The 17,327-nt window shown below is 38.5% G+C and carries 18 protein-coding genes; 14 read left to right on the top strand and 4 right to left on the bottom strand.

Annotated features, from left to right (window positions below):
- Nucleotides 1-141: 141 nt before the first annotated feature.
- The 4 genes from V4596_05245 to V4596_05230 all read left to right on the top strand — a co-directional run bounded on the left by V4596_05245 (nt 142) and on the right by V4596_05230 (nt 3,557).
- A complete protein-coding gene (locus V4596_05245; protein ID MES2768534.1) occupies nt 142-669 on the top strand; it encodes a DedA family protein in 528 nt (175 codons plus the stop codon).
- A gap of 66 nt (nt 670-735) precedes the next feature.
- Complete coding sequence (locus tag V4596_05240; GenBank protein MES2768533.1) at nt 736-2,343, top strand: hypothetical protein; 1,608 nt, start codon at nt 736-738, stop codon at nt 2,341-2,343.
- Nucleotides 2,344-2,527: 184 nt separating this feature from the next.
- Nucleotides 2,528-2,806: a helix-turn-helix transcriptional regulator gene (locus V4596_05235; GenBank protein MES2768532.1), complete on the top strand. Its 279-nt coding sequence runs from the start codon at nt 2,528-2,530 to the stop codon at nt 2,804-2,806.
- A gap of 37 nt (nt 2,807-2,843) precedes the next feature.
- Nucleotides 2,844-3,557, top strand: a complete 714-nt coding sequence (locus V4596_05230; GenBank protein ID MES2768531.1) for a hypothetical protein — start codon at nt 2,844-2,846, stop codon at nt 3,555-3,557.
- On the opposite strand, the gene V4596_05225 is transcribed toward V4596_05230, so the two are convergent.
- Complete coding sequence (locus V4596_05225; protein MES2768530.1) at nt 3,554-4,546, bottom strand: fatty acid desaturase; 993 nt, start codon at nt 4,544-4,546, stop codon at nt 3,554-3,556. The genes V4596_05230 and V4596_05225 overlap by 4 nt on opposite strands.
- Nucleotides 4,547-4,652: 106 nt before the next feature.
- Between V4596_05225 and V4596_05220 the strand changes: the two genes are divergently transcribed.
- Nucleotides 4,653-5,381 carry a hypothetical protein gene (locus V4596_05220; protein MES2768529.1) on the top strand — a complete coding sequence of 243 codons (729 nt, stop codon included), beginning with the start codon at nt 4,653-4,655 and terminating at the stop codon, nt 5,379-5,381.
- 58 nt (nt 5,382-5,439) lie between these two features.
- Here V4596_05220 and groL read toward each other — a convergent pair whose 3' ends face one another.
- The 3 genes from groL to V4596_05205 form a co-directional block, all read right to left on the bottom strand.
- Nucleotides 5,440-7,086 (bottom strand): chaperonin GroEL, encoded by a 1,647-nt coding sequence (groL, locus tag V4596_05215; GenBank protein MES2768528.1) that lies wholly within the window; start codon nt 7,084-7,086, stop codon nt 5,440-5,442.
- Nucleotides 7,087-7,147: 61 nt separating this feature from the next.
- Nucleotides 7,148-7,447, bottom strand: a complete 300-nt coding sequence (gene groES, locus V4596_05210) for a co-chaperone GroES (GenBank protein ID MES2768527.1) — start codon at nt 7,445-7,447, stop codon at nt 7,148-7,150.
- A gap of 182 nt (nt 7,448-7,629) precedes the next feature.
- Nucleotides 7,630-8,100 (bottom strand): hypothetical protein, encoded by a 471-nt coding sequence (locus tag V4596_05205; GenBank protein MES2768526.1) that lies wholly within the window; start codon nt 8,098-8,100, stop codon nt 7,630-7,632.
- 258 nt (nt 8,101-8,358) lie between these two features.
- Here V4596_05205 and galU point away from each other — a divergent pair, with 258 nt between their 5' ends.
- The 9 genes from galU to frr all read left to right on the top strand — a co-directional run bounded on the left by galU (nt 8,359) and on the right by frr (nt 17,316).
- Nucleotides 8,359-9,258, top strand: a complete 900-nt coding sequence (gene galU, locus V4596_05200; protein MES2768525.1) for a UTP--glucose-1-phosphate uridylyltransferase GalU — start codon at nt 8,359-8,361, stop codon at nt 9,256-9,258.
- 19 nt (nt 9,259-9,277) lie between these two features.
- Nucleotides 9,278-10,117: a hypothetical protein gene (locus V4596_05195; GenBank protein MES2768524.1), complete on the top strand. Its 840-nt coding sequence runs from the start codon at nt 9,278-9,280 to the stop codon at nt 10,115-10,117.
- A complete protein-coding gene (gene priA, locus V4596_05190; protein MES2768523.1) occupies nt 10,114-12,123 on the top strand; it encodes a primosomal protein N' in 2,010 nt (669 codons plus the stop codon). Before V4596_05195 ends, priA begins: the two co-directional genes overlap by 4 nt.
- A 73-nt stretch (nt 12,124-12,196) precedes the next feature.
- Nucleotides 12,197-13,069, top strand: a complete 873-nt coding sequence (locus V4596_05185; GenBank protein ID MES2768522.1) for a CFI-box-CTERM domain-containing protein — start codon at nt 12,197-12,199, stop codon at nt 13,067-13,069.
- Between the two features lie 21 nt (nt 13,070-13,090).
- Nucleotides 13,091-14,212: a hypothetical protein gene (locus tag V4596_05180; GenBank protein MES2768521.1), complete on the top strand. Its 1,122-nt coding sequence runs from the start codon at nt 13,091-13,093 to the stop codon at nt 14,210-14,212.
- A 208-nt stretch (nt 14,213-14,420) separates the two neighbouring features.
- Nucleotides 14,421-15,305 (top strand): 30S ribosomal protein S2, encoded by an 885-nt coding sequence (gene rpsB / locus V4596_05175; protein MES2768520.1) that lies wholly within the window; start codon nt 14,421-14,423, stop codon nt 15,303-15,305.
- A gap of 53 nt (nt 15,306-15,358) precedes the next feature.
- On the top strand, nt 15,359-16,012 hold the full coding sequence (tsf, locus tag V4596_05170) for a translation elongation factor Ts (GenBank protein ID MES2768519.1): 654 nt from the start codon (nt 15,359-15,361) through the stop codon (nt 16,010-16,012).
- A gap of 4 nt (nt 16,013-16,016) precedes the next feature.
- A complete protein-coding gene (gene pyrH / locus V4596_05165; GenBank protein ID MES2768518.1) occupies nt 16,017-16,733 on the top strand; it encodes a UMP kinase in 717 nt (238 codons plus the stop codon).
- A 25-nt stretch (nt 16,734-16,758) separates the two neighbouring features.
- Nucleotides 16,759-17,316, top strand: a complete 558-nt coding sequence (gene frr / locus V4596_05160) for a ribosome recycling factor (GenBank protein MES2768517.1) — start codon at nt 16,759-16,761, stop codon at nt 17,314-17,316.
- Nucleotides 17,317-17,327: the final 11 nt, after the last annotated feature.

The raw sequence follows: 17,327 nt of genomic DNA, 5'->3' as shown, positions 1-17,327 counted from the left end.
CTTATCAAAAAAGCCCAAATGGTTTATAAATTTTAAATGGAGAACTCGTCCTCGCTTATTCATAAAATTATTGAATTTCTATCTGCTCTAAGCGGCTTTCACGCCTATGGACTAATCCTCGGAGTATTATTCGTATGCGGGATGGGAGTGCCTATTCCAGAGGATATTACCCTCATCACAGCTGGACTTCTGGCGGGTCAAGGCAAAATTTCTTTTGCTGGCGCAATGATTGTTGGATTTTTTGGTGTACTCGTAGGCGATACAATTCTTTTCTTAGTTGGACAAAGGTTTGGGAGAAGAGTTTTTACGTGGCCTGTTTTCAATAAAATTTTTACGGAGGCAAGAATTGTAAAGGCTGAACTTCAAATCATGACTCATGCAAAAAAAATCTGCTTCACCGCTCGCTTTATGCCTGGATTAAGGGCTCCAATTTTTTTAACTGCCGGGATCATGAAGGTTCCATTCAAAACATTTTTCTTTCAAGATGGACTTGCTGCTCTTCTTAGCGTCCCTGTTTGGATTTACTTAGGATATTGGTTCAGCGATAACATTGATGCTGCTCTTGATTTTGCAAAAGATATCAACACCGTTATCATTGCGGTTCTCGTGATTGGTATTGCTGGGTTTTTCTATTACCAATATAAGAAAAAGAACATTCAAGCTCCATAATAGCCTCATGCTTTCCGAGTCTGGCCTAGACTTGTGCTCGATATCAAAAAGTGTGAAAATCTAAGAATGAAAAACACCATCAGAAGAAGTAGCAACGTTTACATTATCTTAGCTCTGTTTTTTTCATTGAATTTGCAAGCTCAACAAGAACAGAAAGTGCAAACTGCTGCGATCTACAAATCCGATATCGATGAGTTACTCACAATTAAAAGTGTTTCTATTTTGCCAACAACAGACAACGTTGGCGGAATCTACTCTCGCGCAGTTGAGGAGGAGTTAAAAAATTATATAGATAAAAACTTTAGATTCAAACTTGTAGACAGTCAGTTTGCTGGAACGCTCATTAGTCCCGACGATCTTGAAGCCAATCCTCAACAAGTAAAAGATGTTTCGCAAAATATAAAGGCCGATGCTGTTGTTGCCTCTAGGATAACAAAAGGTCCCGATGGAATTACAATTCAAATTAGTTTATTTTTAAAAGCTGATGGAAAATTAATTTCAAAAGAAGTTCAAAAAGAAAAAAGCTCATTTGATATCAAACAAATAAAGGCAGCAACTTCAGAAATGTTTGGGAAAGTGATTAGACAAATTCCATACGACGGAATGATTCTTAGTAGGAACAATGCTTTGGTAACGATCAACTTAGGCAAGAAGAATGGATTAGCCCCCGGACAAATGGTTTCCGCAGCTCTTCTTATAAAAGTCAACAGGCATCCAAAACTTAATTTCATTATCAGTTCTGACAAGGAAGTTCTCGGAAAAATAAGATTGGACAAAGTAGATGATACAATTTCTTTCGGACAAATCCTAACTGAAAAGAGCGTCGGCGCTATTCACAAGGATATAAAAATTTCTGGAATTGATTTTGTTCAATACTCAAATAGTCCGCTTGATGAAGCGTTCAAAGAATCTTCTCGTGACAAATTAGAAAAAAATACGACATTCGGAGAAAATCCAAAAGAATGGAGGCCTTCTGATCCACCTGCATTTGGTAAAGTGGGCGTAAGTCTTGGTCTTGGACAAATGAGATACAACACCAATAGACCAACAGGCGGTGGATCTTTAAATGCAGACACGAATCTTTATCCTTCTGTAAAACTCATGGCAGAGCTGTGGTTCACCTCTGAGTGGATCGGAAATTTCCAAATTGAGCAGGGTGTGATGAGCGTTGACAACCCTGGTACAGGCGCTCCGAGCGATCTTTCAATTAACCAATCCAATTATCTTTTGTCTTTCGGCTATAACTTTATGATTCAAGATGATTTTTTTGGACCAAGCATTTTGCTCTCTCTGGGATTTGCAAGTTACAGTCTCGATGTGGATTCTAGCACTCCAATAACATTATCATCTACTAAGTATTCTGGATTTTTCTTTGGACTAAAAGGAACCGTCCCCGTTTCTGATGATAAAAAATGGAATATGGGCGGGTCACTTCAGTACTTTCTGAAATCTGATCTTTCAGAAAGCCCAGAGGATTCCGGCAGTAGCGATAACACCATGACTAGATTTTCAATCCTAGGCTTCTACCAACAGAATACTAAATTGCGATTTACCGGATCCCTAGACTTCTCTTTATTTTCTACAAAGTTCAGTGGGGGCGCCGATGCCAGCGACGCAATTGATGCTTCTCAAAAGTTTACAACTCTCACTGGTGGGGTTGAATATCTCTTTTAACGGTTATAAATTACCGTTATTTTGGGCCATTTATAATTAAATTTTGTACATTTATGCCATGCTGAGGCACACATTGAGACAAAATAGCTGCGCAAATAAGCATTAAAACGCCTAATATAATAAAAAATTTATGCATTTAGTCTTCCTCATTGTATTTTTAATCAGAATTATTTAACATTGGGGCATGGATCAACAAGCTTTTTATGAATTAGGCCAGTATTTAAGACAAAGAAGACTCGACAAGGAGCTTTCACAAGTGGAAGTTGCTAAGAAGTTGGGTTATAGCTCTCAGTTTATTGCAAACTGGGAACGTGGAGTTTCTTCCCCGCCATTGCAAGCACTCAAGAAGATAGTTGATATTTACGGAATCAACCAAAAGGAATTTCTAGAAAGAATCGAGACTATCCAAAAAAGCTATTGGAAAAGAAGTCTGTTCTCAAAGAAGTCATCTGCTGCTATCTAAACAAATAGCGCAGTAACCTTTAGCAATGGGTTTATCTATGGAAAATACAGTTCTTAAGTTAGAATCTGATGGTAGAAAAAATCTTATCAATCAACTCTATGCTCAAATAGATATTGTTGCAGTCCTTGGATCTTTACAAAATATTACAATTAGAACAACCTCTGAAGAAGGAATCAAAAAAATTGATTCTTTAGACTCAGAATCCCTTGTGACGCGCATTACAGATTTAAAAAAACACATCATTGGTATGCAAAATGCAATTTTAGGTAAAGGTCGAGTTTCTAATCAAGAAATGACAAAAAATATTTTAGAGTTCATGAAGTATCGAACTAATACAGATATAATTGATAGCATCTCTGAAGATGATATCGTAGAAATTTATAATCTTGATTGCATTCAAATCTTCAGAAACTTCAAGTTTTATGAAACAACAACGTATAGTCTTTCAGATCTTATTTCTTTTGACTGGAGTGAATTGTACTATCGACCGTCTCAAGTTTCTCAAAAAATTCAAAAACATATCACCGCTGTTTTACAAAATTCAGATGATTCCATTACTTATGATATGAGCGATGTTCCCACTCATATGATAAAAGAAATCAAAGCAAGTCCTATTCAATTGTGTGAGATTCGTTTTAAAAAAATAGCACCTATCACAAACAATATTGGAAAAAGAACTGGTCTCATTGTAACTTGTGAAGCAAAGAGCATGCTTTCTGACTTATCCCACGAAGGAATTGATTTTATTTAAGCCACTTCTCTCTGTGTATCAGATAAGTCTGATTTTTTATTTTCAACTTTGTAAATTAACAATTGTTCTAGATTTTTTCTTCTGTTTTTTAGAATCCATTCATTATTGTTTGAATGGTTATACTTATTCATTAATGCCATTCTTACTTCACTTTGAATTTGATCCAATTTATACCAAGGAGCTTTTGGGAAGATATGATGCTCTGTATGTAGGTTGAAATTATTAAGCACCCACCGAGAAAACCATCGCGGATATGAGCACGATCTACTTATCAAATGCTGCTCCCATACAGGCAGAGTTTCATCTCCACGGTTTTGAGGAAGTTCAAGATGATGAGGAAAGTTAATCACCTCTACCATAATTAAATACATTAAAATGCCTGGCCCTACATTTGAAAAAGTAAATAATCCCATTTTATAAAACCCATAGTAAGTCACAAATGGGACTAAGTAGGACAAAAACCAACTTAATTTTGCTCCGCTTGTCTTAGCTTCTTTTACAAATGCTAGTCCAGCTATCCAAAAAACCGTATGCTGAAGAATCGACAAGAGCGGTATCCAGCTTTTCCATGCAAAACCTATAAAATTATTTTTTAATTTATTATTTGGATCGTGATCTTTTATGAGTTTCATCACGGGATCTTTCTCTACATTTCCTGCCCAGTAGTGGTGCTGCAAATGCATTTTTTTCCACGGATAGTAGGGTAAAAAGCAAAAGCCCCCAGCCAAATAACCAACAAAATTATTCAGTTTAATTTTCTTAACTACCGACGAATGAACTGCCTCGTGCATAAGCGCAAAGAATCTAAAGAATAAAACTGGCCATAGAAGTTGCGCCAAGAAATAAGAAAATATTTTTTCTTGCTGCAATAGAAAATATATTCCAGCTAATATTATACCATCTACAAAGAGATGCAAAAGCAATTGATATACTGATGGATTAAAATCTGTCTTTTTGAGTATAGACTTATAATATTCTGGAGCTGCCATGGCTCTTTATCGACTTGATACAAAATATTTTAAGACTAGTTAATAGTATTAAACTTTATTTGTTGGAGCCTATTAATTTCTTAATTAATTTTACGATGAGTAGTTAATGAGTACTTTAACAAATTTGATTCAAGAAGAAAACTTCAAGTTCGTTTCACTGCCTGGATCTGACCCAGATCCTAAATACTTGGAATACTATAATAGTGCTTATGAATGCTGGTACAAAGTATGGTCAGAGGCCTATAAAGAACTAGATGTAAATAAACGCCTGCACTCTGATGATTTCACTAGGCAAACAGAAATCAATTGCGTTTTTTACGGTTCAAAATGCATTGCTCTTTTGTTTTTAAAATGGGCAGATTTCAAAGCTGATGCAACAAAAAATGATTCTTATTTTAAACTTTGGACGGACAATGAATTCGAACAGCTTACGAAGTATGGCCCAGAAGTTATTATTATTTCCAACACTACTGTTGCAAAAGAATGGAGAGGCACGCAGTCCAAATTGTCCATAAAAGATTTGGTTTTATATTTTACAATAAGAAGATTTTTAACTTCTAGTTCACCGGCGATGACCGCTGTTACAAGAAATGCCCGGGGGGTAGACAAGCTGATCGAAAGATTTGGTGCTGTTATGTTCAAAGAGAACGTGCCCAACTTCAATGATAAAGATCTTGTGAATCTAGGTGCTTTCTACAAAAAAGACATGACAGATGGAACAGATCCCGTTGTAGCAGAAATTGGAAAAAGACTTTGGGATAAAATGATTGTTGTTCCTAGAACTAAATTTGTTATTCCCGCTGAGGAAGAAACTCTCCAAAAAATCGCAGTATAAAAAAACCCGACATTTTCATGTCGGGTCTTACTAATATCGATTTATTTTGGAAATCAAATTACATCATTCCCATTCCGTCCATGCCGCCCATTCCGCCGCCTGGAGGCATTCTGCCGCCGCCATCGTCTTTCTTCGGAGCTTCAGCAATCATCGTCTCAGTAGTTAACATGAGTGATGATACGCTCACCGCGTTTTGAAGAGCAGATCTCACAACTTTAACCGGATCAATAACACCAGACTTGATTAAGTCTTCGTAGACTTCAGTTAATGCGTTGAAACCCCAGCCGTTTGTCTTGCCAGAAAGAACTCTGTCTAAAACGATCGAACCATCTAGACCTGCGTTAGCAGAGATTTGTCTGATTGGTTCTTCACATGCGCGCTTAATAATTTTTAATCCATGTAACTCTTCATCAGAGAAATCTGCTTTTGCCAAGGCTTGAGCAGCTTTTACCAATGCAGTACCCCCGCCAGGAACAATTCCTTCCTCAACAGCTGCTCTTGTAGCATTAAGAGCATCTTCCACTCTTGCTTTCTTTTCTTTCATTTCAACTTCAGAAGGAGCTCCAACATGAATAACTGCTACTCCACCAGCAAGTTTTGCTAGTCTTTCTTTAAGTTTTTCAGTGTCGTAATCAGAAGTAGTTTCTGCGATTTGAGCTTTAATTTGTTTTACGCGATTAGAGATGTCTGCTTTTTTACCAGCGCCATCAATAACTGTAGTGTTGTCTTTGTCGATAACGATTCTTTTCGCTCTACCCAACTCTTCAGCTGTTGTAGTTTCAAGTTTGTTACCCATGTCTTCAGAGATAACTGTTGCGCCAGTCAATACCGCGATGTCTTCAAGCATAGCTTTTCTTCTGTCGCCAAATCCTGGAGCTTTTACTGCACATACATGAAGTGTTCCGCGTAATTTGTTAACAACAAGAGTTGCAAGAGCTTCACCATCAACATCTTCAGCGATGATTAAAAGTGGACGACCTTGTTTTGCTACAGTTTCAAGAATTCCAAGCATGTCCTTCATTGAAGAGATTTTCTTGTCGTAAACAAGAACATAAGCATCTTCAAGAACCGCTTCCATTCTTTCAGAATTTGTAATGAAGTATGGAGATAAATAACCTCTATCAAATTGCATACCTTCAACTACATCGAGTTCTGTCTCAGCAGTTTTGGATTCTTCGATAGTGATAACGCCTTCTCTTCCAACTTTTTCCATAGCTTCAGCGATAAGATCACCGATAACTCTGTCGTTGTTAGCTGAGATAGTTCCAACTTGCGCGATTTCGTTTTTTTCTTTGATTGGCTTAGATTGTTTTTTTAGAGATTCAACTACGATTGCTACAGCTTTATCCATTCCTCTTTTTAGAGACATTGGATTGTGACCAGCAGTAACGAGTTTTGCACCTTCTCTGTAAATAGCTTGAGCGAGTACCGTAGCAGTTGTTGTTCCATCACCAGCATCATCGTTTGTTTTGCTAGCAACTTCTTTTACCATTTGCGCGCCCATGTTTTCGAATTTGTTTTCTAATTCGATTTCTTTAGCAACAGTAACACCGTCCTTAGTGATAAGTGGTGAACCAAAAGATTTTTCGATTACAACGTTACGACCCTTTGGGCCTAGTGTAACTTTCACTGCGTTTGCGAGTGCGTTTACACCACGAAGAATAGATCCTCTTGCATTTTCATGAAATAATAATTCTTTAGACATTGAAACTCCTCTGATTGCAGCGCTTGCCTGAGCAAGCCCTACCATTAATTAATTTATAAATTTAGTTAAGAACGCCAAGAATAGAACTCTCATCCATGATGATGTATTCTTCGCCTTCAAGTTTGATTTCTGTTCCAGAATATTTTTGGAAAAGTACGCTGTCGCCTTTTTTAACTTCAAATGGAATTGTTTTTCCATCATCAGTCACGCGGCCAGTTCCGATGGCTACAACTTTACCTTTTTGTGGTTTTTCTTTAGCTGTGTCAGGGATAAATAATCCACCTGCAGTTTTTGTTTCTTCTTCTAATCTTTTGATAAGAATTTTGTCGCGTAATGGACGAACTCCTAGAGTCGCTGCCATAAAATATCCTCCGAAATAGTTAATTGGGTCAGCAAAATAGCTAACCATTGATGTGCGCACAATATTGATTCGGAGGGCATATAAGTCAAGAGCATACCGGCGAAAAAAATAAGCAGTCGATAATGCCCTACATATGTAAGTATTTAATTTTATTGAAATTTAATAAGTGATGTATTTTTCGATTATTTGTCTATTAAAGACAGAACTTGTGAGGGTTCCATTTTTTTAGGAGTATTGAAACCAAATTTTGCACTATCGAGGGGCAAAAGGTTCTTCTTTCTACGCTCTTCTATCACGCGGTCATAGCCCATAAGGATTTGGGCAATTTCATCTGCTGACATCATTTGTACGGCTTTGGTGTACGCTTGTTGATCATTTTGAAACCTTGGAGATAAGTATAAAACGAAGTAATCCTGAGCATTTAGATCTTTGGTGATTTCAAGGTTGGTTCTCGCCTGCTTAAGCTTTGATTGTGCCTCTGGCCCAAACTGTGCTGGGGAACCCTTCTCCAGAGTTTCTAGTTGTGCAATCACCGTCTGAGACTCAAGGGTTTTTGCTTTTTTCCACTCTTTAAAAGATACAACTTCCTGAGCTAGAGCCGTCTGCGCTAACATCCAAGAAATTCCTAATATTACGAGTAGTATTTTCTTCATAAACAAAACCTTCCTGCACTTCATACACTACAATCTAGGTGCCAGGCCCTACCCTCGTTTAATTCGATTTCAAAATGCCTACCTTATAAAAAAGAAAATATCCCTGCCCCTTTAGGTCCATCCGGAGGCAAAAGGTGAGCCGCACCTTTTCTGAAGATTTGCGTTATATGACGCCGACCTGTGAAAAAGGTGCGGCTCACCTTTTGCTGCTTAACCCAATCAATTGCATTTATTGTATGAGTGCATAATTCTAGTTGGATGAAAAAGGTCACAAAGGCAATTATTCCAGCGGCAGGATTAGGAACAAGATTTCTGCCCGCTACAAAAACAATTCCAAAAGAGATGCTCCCCATCGTGGACAAACCAACAATACTTTACGTTGTGGAAGAAGCTGTTCGCGCAGGTATCGAGGATATTATTCTGATTTCTGGAAGAGGCAAATCTGCTATCGAAGATTTTTTTGATAACTCATATGAGGTAGAAGACATATTAACGAAAGCTGGAAAGACCGATTTGTTGGAAAGACTCGAAAAAGCAAAAGGCCTAGCCAATATTATTTCTATCCGACAAAAAGAAGCTTTGGGCCTAGGTCACGCCGTACTTTGTGGGCAACCTATTATTGGGGATGAGCCTTTCGCGGTTTTACTCGCTGATGAAATCATGATCGGAACACCGACGGTCACTGAGGAACTTGCGAACCAATTTAACATCACAGGTATTTCTACAATTGGTTTAATGGAAGTTCAAAGAAAAGAAGTTGTAAAATACGGAATGGTGAAGGCCAAGCCACTGGAAAATAACCTGCAACATAACAAGCCGAACGGAAAGCTTTTTGATATTTCAGACGTGGTGGAAAAGCCTTCGGAGAAAGATACTCCGAGTACTTTGGCAATACCCGGAAGATATGTTTTTGAAAATGCTTTGTTCAATGAACTTAGAAATTTAAAGCCCGGTAAGAATGGCGAAATACAACTGACCGATGCGATGACAAAACTTGCAATCAAAGGTCGCATGCACGGAATGACTTTCTCCGCAAAAAGATACGATGCGGGAGATAAGCTTGGATTTTTAACAGCGAATATCGAGCTTGGACTTATTCACCCTGAAACAGGTGAAGGTTTAAGGCAGTACATTAAAACCCTAGCTCAAAGACTTTAGACATCAAAAGAGGACACACATGAAAGCTCTATTTTTATTTATAACATTAATTATTTTAAGTGTTTCCACATCTGCTTACATTCCTTCGGCAGATTTTATTTTTACAAAAGTAGTTAAGAACGCAGGCTCTGGCGTTTATCAAGTAAAGCAAGAAGTGAACTTCCCGACGGCTACCAGGAACATCACCGTGACAGAAACTTGGTGGATTCAAAACGATGACCTTATGTTTTTAAAAGCAGAAGGTCCACTCTTCACTCAGTATTTCCTATATAAAAAAGGTAAAAAATATTCTTTTGGTGCAAATGGCGGCCTTCAAGCCTCCTCTATCCCTGCGGACTTTCATGAGGGACTCTTCTTCAAAAGATCTTCTCAAGATTTAAAAGATTCTTTAATTCAAAGAAAAATTATGCCAGCACAAACTCTAAAAAAACGTCCCCTGATTAAATCAGCTAAGGAAATTAAAGATGTTACGCTCATTAACGAACCTTACTTAAAACTCGCAAGACTGGGCGGAACCGTAAACTACGTTCTTGGTTACGCCGCTCAAGAAGAAGGGGCTCCTGGAATCTGGGTGGAACAAGATCACTTTACAATTAAAAAAATCAAGTTCGCTTCAAAATCAGAAATGACCGCCGATACTTTTGCCGAGCTCTCCAGAAGTTTAATATATCCAAAGTCACAAAAGATTTCCTGGGATACTCAGTATGTTCAGATCGAACTGTCTCGCGCCGATGCTTTAAATAAAGGCGTTGAGTTTTTTGATGAAAATCAGTTTGCAAAGTTAGAAAATCAAAATAAAGCGCTTCCACCAGAGTGGGCTCAAAGCGTGGTGGGAGATTTTTACAAGAGGTTTAGATGACGGAAAAGCTGACCGAAAAATTTTTCGAAGTTGCCGTCAATTCACCTCTCGACCAAACTTACACTTACAAACTTCTCACTTCACAAAATGAAGCAAAAGATTATGCCGGCCACTTTGTTAAAGTACCCTTAAGGCGTCAAGTCGCAGAGGGCGTAATCTTAAAAGAAGTTCAAAAGCCTGATGTAAAATACGAAATTAAAGAAATTCATGAGCTCTCCACGGATGCTCAGCCTATTTCCAAAAAATATTTGGATTGGCTCATATGGATTTCTGAATACTATATGTATCCACTCGGACAAACTTTACCGTTGATGTTTCCTCCTCTCAAAAAAGAAGGCGGAAAAACCAGAAAATCTTCACCCCTTCCCGATGTACAAAGAAAAGACTTCGTAAAATTATCTGATGAGCAAAATGAAGCCTTCGAAAAGATCTCAGCACTCGATGGCTTTCAAACTCATTTGCTTTGGGGAATTACAGGTTCCGGCAAAACTGAAGTTTATTTGGAGCTCTTAAAAAAAATTATTGCCGATGGAAAGCAAGCCTTGGTGCTTGTCCCAGAAATTTCTTTAACTCCCCAGCTCTTAAGAAGATTCGTTGAACGCTTTGGGGATGAGGTTGCTGTTATTCATTCTCATTTGACCGAGAGAGAGAAAACAAATCAATGGTGGTCTGTCGTTGATGGAAAAAAGAAAATTCTGATTGGTGCAAGATCTGCTCTCTTTTGTCCATTTCCTAACTTAGGAATCATCATCGTCGATGAAGAGCATGAATCCAGTTTTAAACAAGATGAAAAATTAAAGTATCACGCAAGAGACTGTGCAATTATGCTTGCAAAAAATCTGGGTATTCCAATTATTCTGGGCTCGGCCACTCCCGCACTTGAAAGCTGGAAGAACGTAAAAGATGGAAAATATCATCTTCATCATTTGAAAAATAGAATCTCTAAGGCTCAGCTTCCTGACATTAAAATTTTAGACATGAGAGAAAAAGATAAGGAAAAACATCCAAATCTTCCTCAATGGATGACTCAAGATCTTTATGATAAAATCCAAGAAAGACTTTCTGACAAAGAACAAGTAGCGCTTTTTTTAAATCGCCGAGGCCTTTCTCAAATTGTAATGTGTAGAGAATGCGGGGATACGCGCGGCTGCCCAAACTGTGATGTATCTTTGAGTCTTCATGCTAAGATTCATTTGGTCTGCCACTACTGTGGATATGATGAGGATTTAAAACCAGTTTGCAGTACTTGCAAGCAAGGTGAGCCCAAAGCAATTGGTATCGGCACAGAAAAAATCGAGGAAGAAATAAAAAATTTATTTCCGCGAGCTAGAACTATTCGTCTTGATCGAGATGAAATTTACAATCGAGAAACTTTAGAGCAAGCCATCGAGGCTGTTGAATCTGGTGAAGCGGATATTCTGATTGGTACACAAATGATTGCAAAAGGTTTGGATTTTCCAAAACTCACTCTTGTGGGAATTTTACTGGCCGATATTGGATTTAATTTTCCAGATTTTAGAACTCCGGAAAAAAACTTTCAACTTCTCTCTCAAGTGAGCGGAAGACCTGGAAGACACACCATGAACGGTGAAGTGATCATTCAGACCTACAATCCAGAATACACCAGTCTCGTTTATGCACAAAAAAATGATTTCGCAGGGTTTGCAGATCAAGAATTGAAAAACCGAGAAGAGCTCAACTATCCACCCTATGGACGTTTGGCGAGTGTGAGAATCCAAGGACTGGATGCGAAAAAAGTAAAACAAGCCGCTTCTTTATTGGAAAAAAATTCTATGATCTTGCAAAAAAAATTCCCTAATCTTATGGTCCTTGGGCCTGTTACATCACCTATTTTTAAACTAAAAAACAAATATCGCTACCAAATGCTGATCAAATCAAAGACCTCAAAATCCATTCGAGATTTTTGCAAATATCTTTTCAAAAATACAGACCTTCCCTCCGGAGTTCAGGTCCATATCGACATTGATCCAATGAACACCTTCTAGTCTAGCTTCTCTCCTCGCCGGTAAAGAAATCTCCAATGAAATCCGATTCTTAAAGGAGAGGATTTTTTAAAAAATGGCAGATGCAGCAAGAAAACTTTTACCTTGTCCAAAGTGCAAAAACGAGGTTGAAGATCTTTTAAGAATTGATGCCGGCATGAAGGTTTCGTTGGAGTCCAACGGAAGACCCGAAGCCGCGCTCGCTCAAGTGTGCCCGAAGTGTTACACCGAGATGTCGTCGCTTGTTTCACAAGGCGCAAAGCTTCGCGCTCAAAAAAATACAGTTGAGCACAATAAAAAAGTTCTCTGGAAAAATCGCGTCGACTTTTTAAAACAAGCTAGAAATTTAATGTCTATCAGAGCGTATCCTGAGTCTGCTATTATGTATGAAAAATACATGAAAAGCGTGGCTATAGGATTTGAAATAAAACCAACAGAAATTACTCCTGAAACCTTCAAAGATCCTCGTCATAAAAAAGAACTCACCGTGATGTCTTATGTAATGTGGGATTTATATAAAATTTATGACACGAATACAAAATACGCCGATCGCCAAAAAATGATCGCCCAAAAACTCATTGCCTTTGCGAGATCAAATTCTAACATCCAATCCGACCTAGCTAGAAAACTTGTAAACTACACCAAGTATACGAAAAACAGAGCACTTACAAACGAAGTGCTGAAAAGCGTGGATAAAAACTTAGTAAGATGTTTTATTGCGACGGCGGCCTTTAACACAAACCTCGCGCCAGAAGTGCAAATTCTTTGCGCATTCCGAGATAATTTCTTGAGACGTTATTTCTTAGGCAACCTATTTATTGAAACTTACTACAAAATTTCGCCTCCCATCGCTCGTGCCCTAGATCGCTCACCCACAGCTAAAAAACCTGTGAGATTTGTCTTATCAATAATTGCAACGCGTCTTAATGCGTGGTTGAAACTCTTATAATCTCTCTGCAATACTGACTTTATGAAACAATTCGAATTCATCATTTACGGTGCAACTTTAGAAGGTTTACTTACAGGTTACTACTTACATCAAAAAGGTTTCAAAACCCTTATTCTTGAAAGTACAGACAAAGCTGGCAAATATTTTGCCTCCATTGATCATGCCCAAGCTTCGATCCACAGCTTGTTCACCACTCCATCTTACGATGACAATTCTTTGAGAGTTGCAGAATGGATCAAAAAAAATTTCTTCAATATCGAGGCCGTTAAAAAATCTTTGCCACCCACTACTTTTGAAAAAGGACACTTTGAACCTTTCGTAGGATTTGGAGAACACGCTCCAAAAGAATCCGAATTTTTACAGGATTTCCTCTTCGCAGACAGAATGGAATTCACTCCCAGCGTCAGTGAGTGGATCAAAACCATTTTGACTTCTGGATTAGAAATTCGCTACAACTCTACTCTGACAGCAATCAATGTTGCTGAAGGAAAAATCACCGACATCACAATCAACGACAAAGACACTTTGATACCTAGAAACTTTATCTTTGCAGAAAATCCATCCGACTTAATCGAATTTTTGGATTTAGAAACAACAGCCGGCAAGGCGGTTTCGGCAAAAGCTCTTGCTAGATTATCAAAAGGGAATTTCTGGTCAACGCTGCAACTGAGTATCGCTCATAAAACTCCGATCACAGACAAAGAAGAAATTCATGTGCTTTACGGAACTCAAAAAAATCCCGTTGTAAGTGTTGGTAAATTCCAAGGATCAACTTCTCAATGGATAAGCTTTATCAATTCCGATGTTCCAGACATCAATGAAGAAGGCGTCCACATCCTAAAAGAATTAAAAAGGCAGCTTAAAAGAGCTTATCCTGAAGCCTTAAATGATCATGAATTTGATAAAATCGCTCTATGGCCGAAAACTCATGGCTATATCGATCTTAAATCAAAACGCTTTGGCCAACTTGAGGGTATTGAAAATATTGGACTTTGTTCGAATCACCTGGTGGAACATACCAACCCATTCATTGGCGCCCTAACAGCTGCCCAATACACGACTGAAATCATCAATAACCTCATATCTAATCAATCGAAGGTTCATACGGAAGATCTACCGGCAATCGATCTTGTTAACGCGTAGCACTATTAGATCTCCAATGCATGTATTTTCGTCAATGAATTTGCACCGGTGCGCCCTCCCATGCTACATCTTTTGGACCTTAAAAATTAATAAGGACAATTTTTGGAGTTACTCCAAGAAAATAAACACTTCTCAACACACCTGGTGCTGATCGTTGATAGCGATAAAGTAATCCAGTTGAGAAGGAAGATTAACCAGGGAGGCTATAATGGCTCAAGTTACTATCAAAGAAATGCTTTCGTGCGGTGTTCATTTCGGACATCAAACACACAGATGGAATCCAAAAATGAAAAATTACGTGTTCGGTACACGTTCTGGGATTCATATTATCGATCTACAAAAATCAGTTTTGATGGCACAAAAAGCGGCTGATTTCGTAAAAACAGTTTCTGCTCAAGGCGGAAAAATGGTTTTTGTTGGTACAAAGAAACAAGCTTCAACAGTTGTAAAAGAAGCGGCGGAAAAATGTGGTCAGTACTACATTACAAAAAGATGGTTGGGTGGAACACTTACTAACTTTGTAACTATCAAAGCTTCAATCGATCGTTTGAAAAAATTAGAATTAATGAAAGAAAAAGGCGAGTTCCAATACTTTAGCAAAAAAGAACAGTCTAGAATGGACAAAGAACAAGAAAAATTGACTGAGTATCTTGAAGGTATCAAAGATATGAAAGATCTTCCAAAGGCGATCTTCATCGTGGATTTAAAGAAAGAACACATTGCTGTTCATGAAGCAAAAGTTCTTGGAATTCCTGTTGTAGGCATCTCTGACACCAACGCGGATCCAGATGTGATTCAATATCCAATTCCTGGAAACGACGATGCAATCAGATCAATTCAACTTTTCGCTAACCTTATCGCTGATAGCTACTTAGAAGGTGCTAAGCTTTATCAAGATAAAATCAGATCTAGTACGGATAAAGGTGACGAAGCTCAAGGAACTGCAACTAAAAAAGATTCTAAAGCTGAAGCTGCTGCAAAAGCCGCTGCTGCTCGTAAGCTAGTTGCTGTAGGAACAGCGGACGATGTTGAAATCGCAGCTGAACTTGAACAAGCTGAGACTGAAACAACAACTGACGAAGAAACTAACTAAGAAAGAAGGATAGTGCTTGCCCAAGCAAGCGCTGAAACCGGAGGAGCATTCAAATGAGTATCACTGCTGCTGATGTTAAAAATTTAAGAGAGCGCACAGGCGCTGGTATGATGGACTGTAAAAAAGCTCTAGAAGAAAACTCTGGAGATTTTGATAAGTCTGTTGATTGGTTAAGACAAAAAGGTCTTTCTAAAGCTGCAAAAAAATCTGGTCGTGTGGCCTCAGAAGGTCTTGTTTATTCTTATATCCATGGTGAGGGAAGAATCGGCGTTCTTCTTGAAGTGAATTCAGAAACTGACTTCGCCGCAAAGAACGAAAAATTCCAACAATTTGCTAGAGACGTAGCTATGCACATCGCAGCTATGAATCCACAATATGTTAGTTCAACTGAAATTCCAAAAGAAGATATCGATCGCGAAAGATCAGTTCTTCGCGCTAAGGCGATCGAAGAAGGCAAAAAAGCAGACTTCGTTGACAAGATCGTAGACGGTCAAATCAACAAGTGGATGTCTGAGGTTTGTTTATTGGATCAAAAATTCGTAAAGAACCCAGATCTTTCTATCCAACAATTATTGACTGAGCTAATTGCTACAATCGGTGAAAATATTGTTGTTAGAAGATTCACACGTTTTGAACTTGGTGAAGGTATCGCTAAGGAATCAAAAGATTTTGCTGCTGAAGTAGCGGAACAATTGAACAAAGGATAACATCTTGTCACGTCCAGTTTATAAAAGAATATTACTCAAATTGAGTGGTGAAGCTCTTGCCGGTCCTCAGGGTTATGGAATTGATCCAGAGACGATTCAGCAAATCGCCCTTGATGTGGGAGAGGTCTTTAAAGCTGGATATGAAATCGGAATCGTTATTGGTGGCGGCAATATCTTTAGAGGAATTGCCGCTTCTGCGCATGGTATGGATAGAGCTAGTTCTGATTATATGGGCATGCTTGCCACATGTATCAATGCTCTCGCCTTACAGGATGCCTTAGAAAAAATCGAAGTGGACACAAGAGTGCAATCAGCCATTGAAATGGCGGAGATTGCAGAATCTTACATTCGTCGAAGAGCAATCCGACATCTTGAGAAAGGCCGAATCGTTATCTTTGCTGGCGGAACGGGAAATCCCTTCTTTACCACAGATACGGCTGCCTCACTCCGAGCTATGGAAATCGGAGCAGACGTTATCTTTAAAGCTACAAAAGTTGACGGCATCTATGACAAAGATCCAAAAAAACATTCCGACGCTGTGATGTGGGATGAGTTGACGTACATCGACGTTTTGAACAAACGTTTAGAAGTTATGGATTCTACGGCGATCAGTCTTTGTATGGACAACAAACTTCCAATCTTAACTTTCAATCTCAAAACTAGAGGAAATATTTTGAGAGCTGCGAAAGGTGATAAGATCGGAACTCTTATAAAAACTTAAATATAAATATTTCGAGGAATTTAATATGGTAAAAGAAATCAAATCAAAAGCTGAAGAAAAAATGAAGTTGGGTCTTGATTCTCTAAAAAGAGAATTAGGGAAAGTTCGTACTGGTAAAGCACACACATCAATGCTCGATTCTATTAAAGTAGTCTACTACGGAACTGTAACTCCACTCTCGCAAGTTTCAGCTTTGAGCTGCCCAGATGCAAAAACATTTATGATTGCACCTTGGGAAGTGAGCACATTAAAAGAAATCGAAGCCGCTATCGTAAAAAGTGATTTGGGCATGACTCCAATAAACGATGGCAAAAAAATTCTATTAAAGCTTCCAGAAATTACAGAACAAAGACGTAAAGAACTAGTTAAGCAAATCGGTAAAGTTGTTGAAGACGCAAGAGTTGCGGTAAGACACGCGCGCCGTGATGCTAACGAAGAGGTAAAAGCTGCTCTTAAAGACAAAGCAATCAGCGAAGACGAAAGCAAAAAATCCCAAGAAGAAATTCAAAAATTGACAGATGATTATATTGCAAAAGTGGATCAAACTGCTGGCGACAAAGAAAAAGAATTGATGACCGTATAGGAGCTCGAAGT

Source organism: Bdellovibrionota bacterium, from assembly GCA_040386775.1.
Classification (GTDB): Bacteria; Bdellovibrionota; Bdellovibrionia; order Bdellovibrionales; family JAEYZS01; genus JAEYZS01.
Note: the sequence above shows the minus strand (reverse complement) of the source record. Positions and strands in the feature narration are given on the sequence as shown.

What these genes read in the sequence shown, in the direction of transcription:
- groES (MES2768527.1), bottom strand. Translation starts at nt 7,447, where the DNA reads ATGGCAGCGACTCTAGGAGTTCGTCCATTACGCGACAAAATTCTTATC.
- rpsB (MES2768520.1), top strand. Translation starts at nt 14,421, where the DNA reads ATGGCTCAAGTTACTATCAAAGAAATGCTTTCGTGCGGTGTTCATTTC.
- priA (MES2768523.1), top strand. Translation starts at nt 10,114, where the DNA reads ATGACGGAAAAGCTGACCGAAAAATTTTTCGAAGTTGCCGTCAATTCA.
- V4596_05235 (MES2768532.1), top strand. Translation starts at nt 2,528, where the DNA reads ATGGATCAACAAGCTTTTTATGAATTAGGCCAGTATTTAAGACAAAGA.
- V4596_05205 (MES2768526.1), bottom strand. Translation starts at nt 8,100, where the DNA reads ATGAAGAAAATACTACTCGTAATATTAGGAATTTCTTGGATGTTAGCG.
- frr (MES2768517.1), top strand. Translation starts at nt 16,759, where the DNA reads ATGGTAAAAGAAATCAAATCAAAAGCTGAAGAAAAAATGAAGTTGGGT.
- tsf (MES2768519.1), top strand. Translation starts at nt 15,359, where the DNA reads ATGAGTATCACTGCTGCTGATGTTAAAAATTTAAGAGAGCGCACAGGC.
- V4596_05180 (MES2768521.1), top strand. Translation starts at nt 13,091, where the DNA reads ATGAAACAATTCGAATTCATCATTTACGGTGCAACTTTAGAAGGTTTA.
- V4596_05185 (MES2768522.1), top strand. Translation starts at nt 12,197, where the DNA reads ATGGCAGATGCAGCAAGAAAACTTTTACCTTGTCCAAAGTGCAAAAAC.
- V4596_05225 (MES2768530.1), bottom strand. Translation starts at nt 4,546, where the DNA reads ATGGCAGCTCCAGAATATTATAAGTCTATACTCAAAAAGACAGATTTT.
- V4596_05245 (MES2768534.1), top strand. Translation starts at nt 142, where the DNA reads ATGGGAGTGCCTATTCCAGAGGATATTACCCTCATCACAGCTGGACTT.
- V4596_05220 (MES2768529.1), top strand. Translation starts at nt 4,653, where the DNA reads ATGAGTACTTTAACAAATTTGATTCAAGAAGAAAACTTCAAGTTCGTT.
- V4596_05195 (MES2768524.1), top strand. Translation starts at nt 9,278, where the DNA reads ATGAAAGCTCTATTTTTATTTATAACATTAATTATTTTAAGTGTTTCC.
- galU (MES2768525.1), top strand. Translation starts at nt 8,359, where the DNA reads ATGAAAAAGGTCACAAAGGCAATTATTCCAGCGGCAGGATTAGGAACA.
- groL (MES2768528.1), bottom strand. Translation starts at nt 7,086, where the DNA reads ATGTCTAAAGAATTATTATTTCATGAAAATGCAAGAGGATCTATTCTT.
- V4596_05230 (MES2768531.1), top strand. Translation starts at nt 2,844, where the DNA reads ATGGAAAATACAGTTCTTAAGTTAGAATCTGATGGTAGAAAAAATCTT.
- V4596_05240 (MES2768533.1), top strand. Translation starts at nt 736, where the DNA reads ATGAAAAACACCATCAGAAGAAGTAGCAACGTTTACATTATCTTAGCT.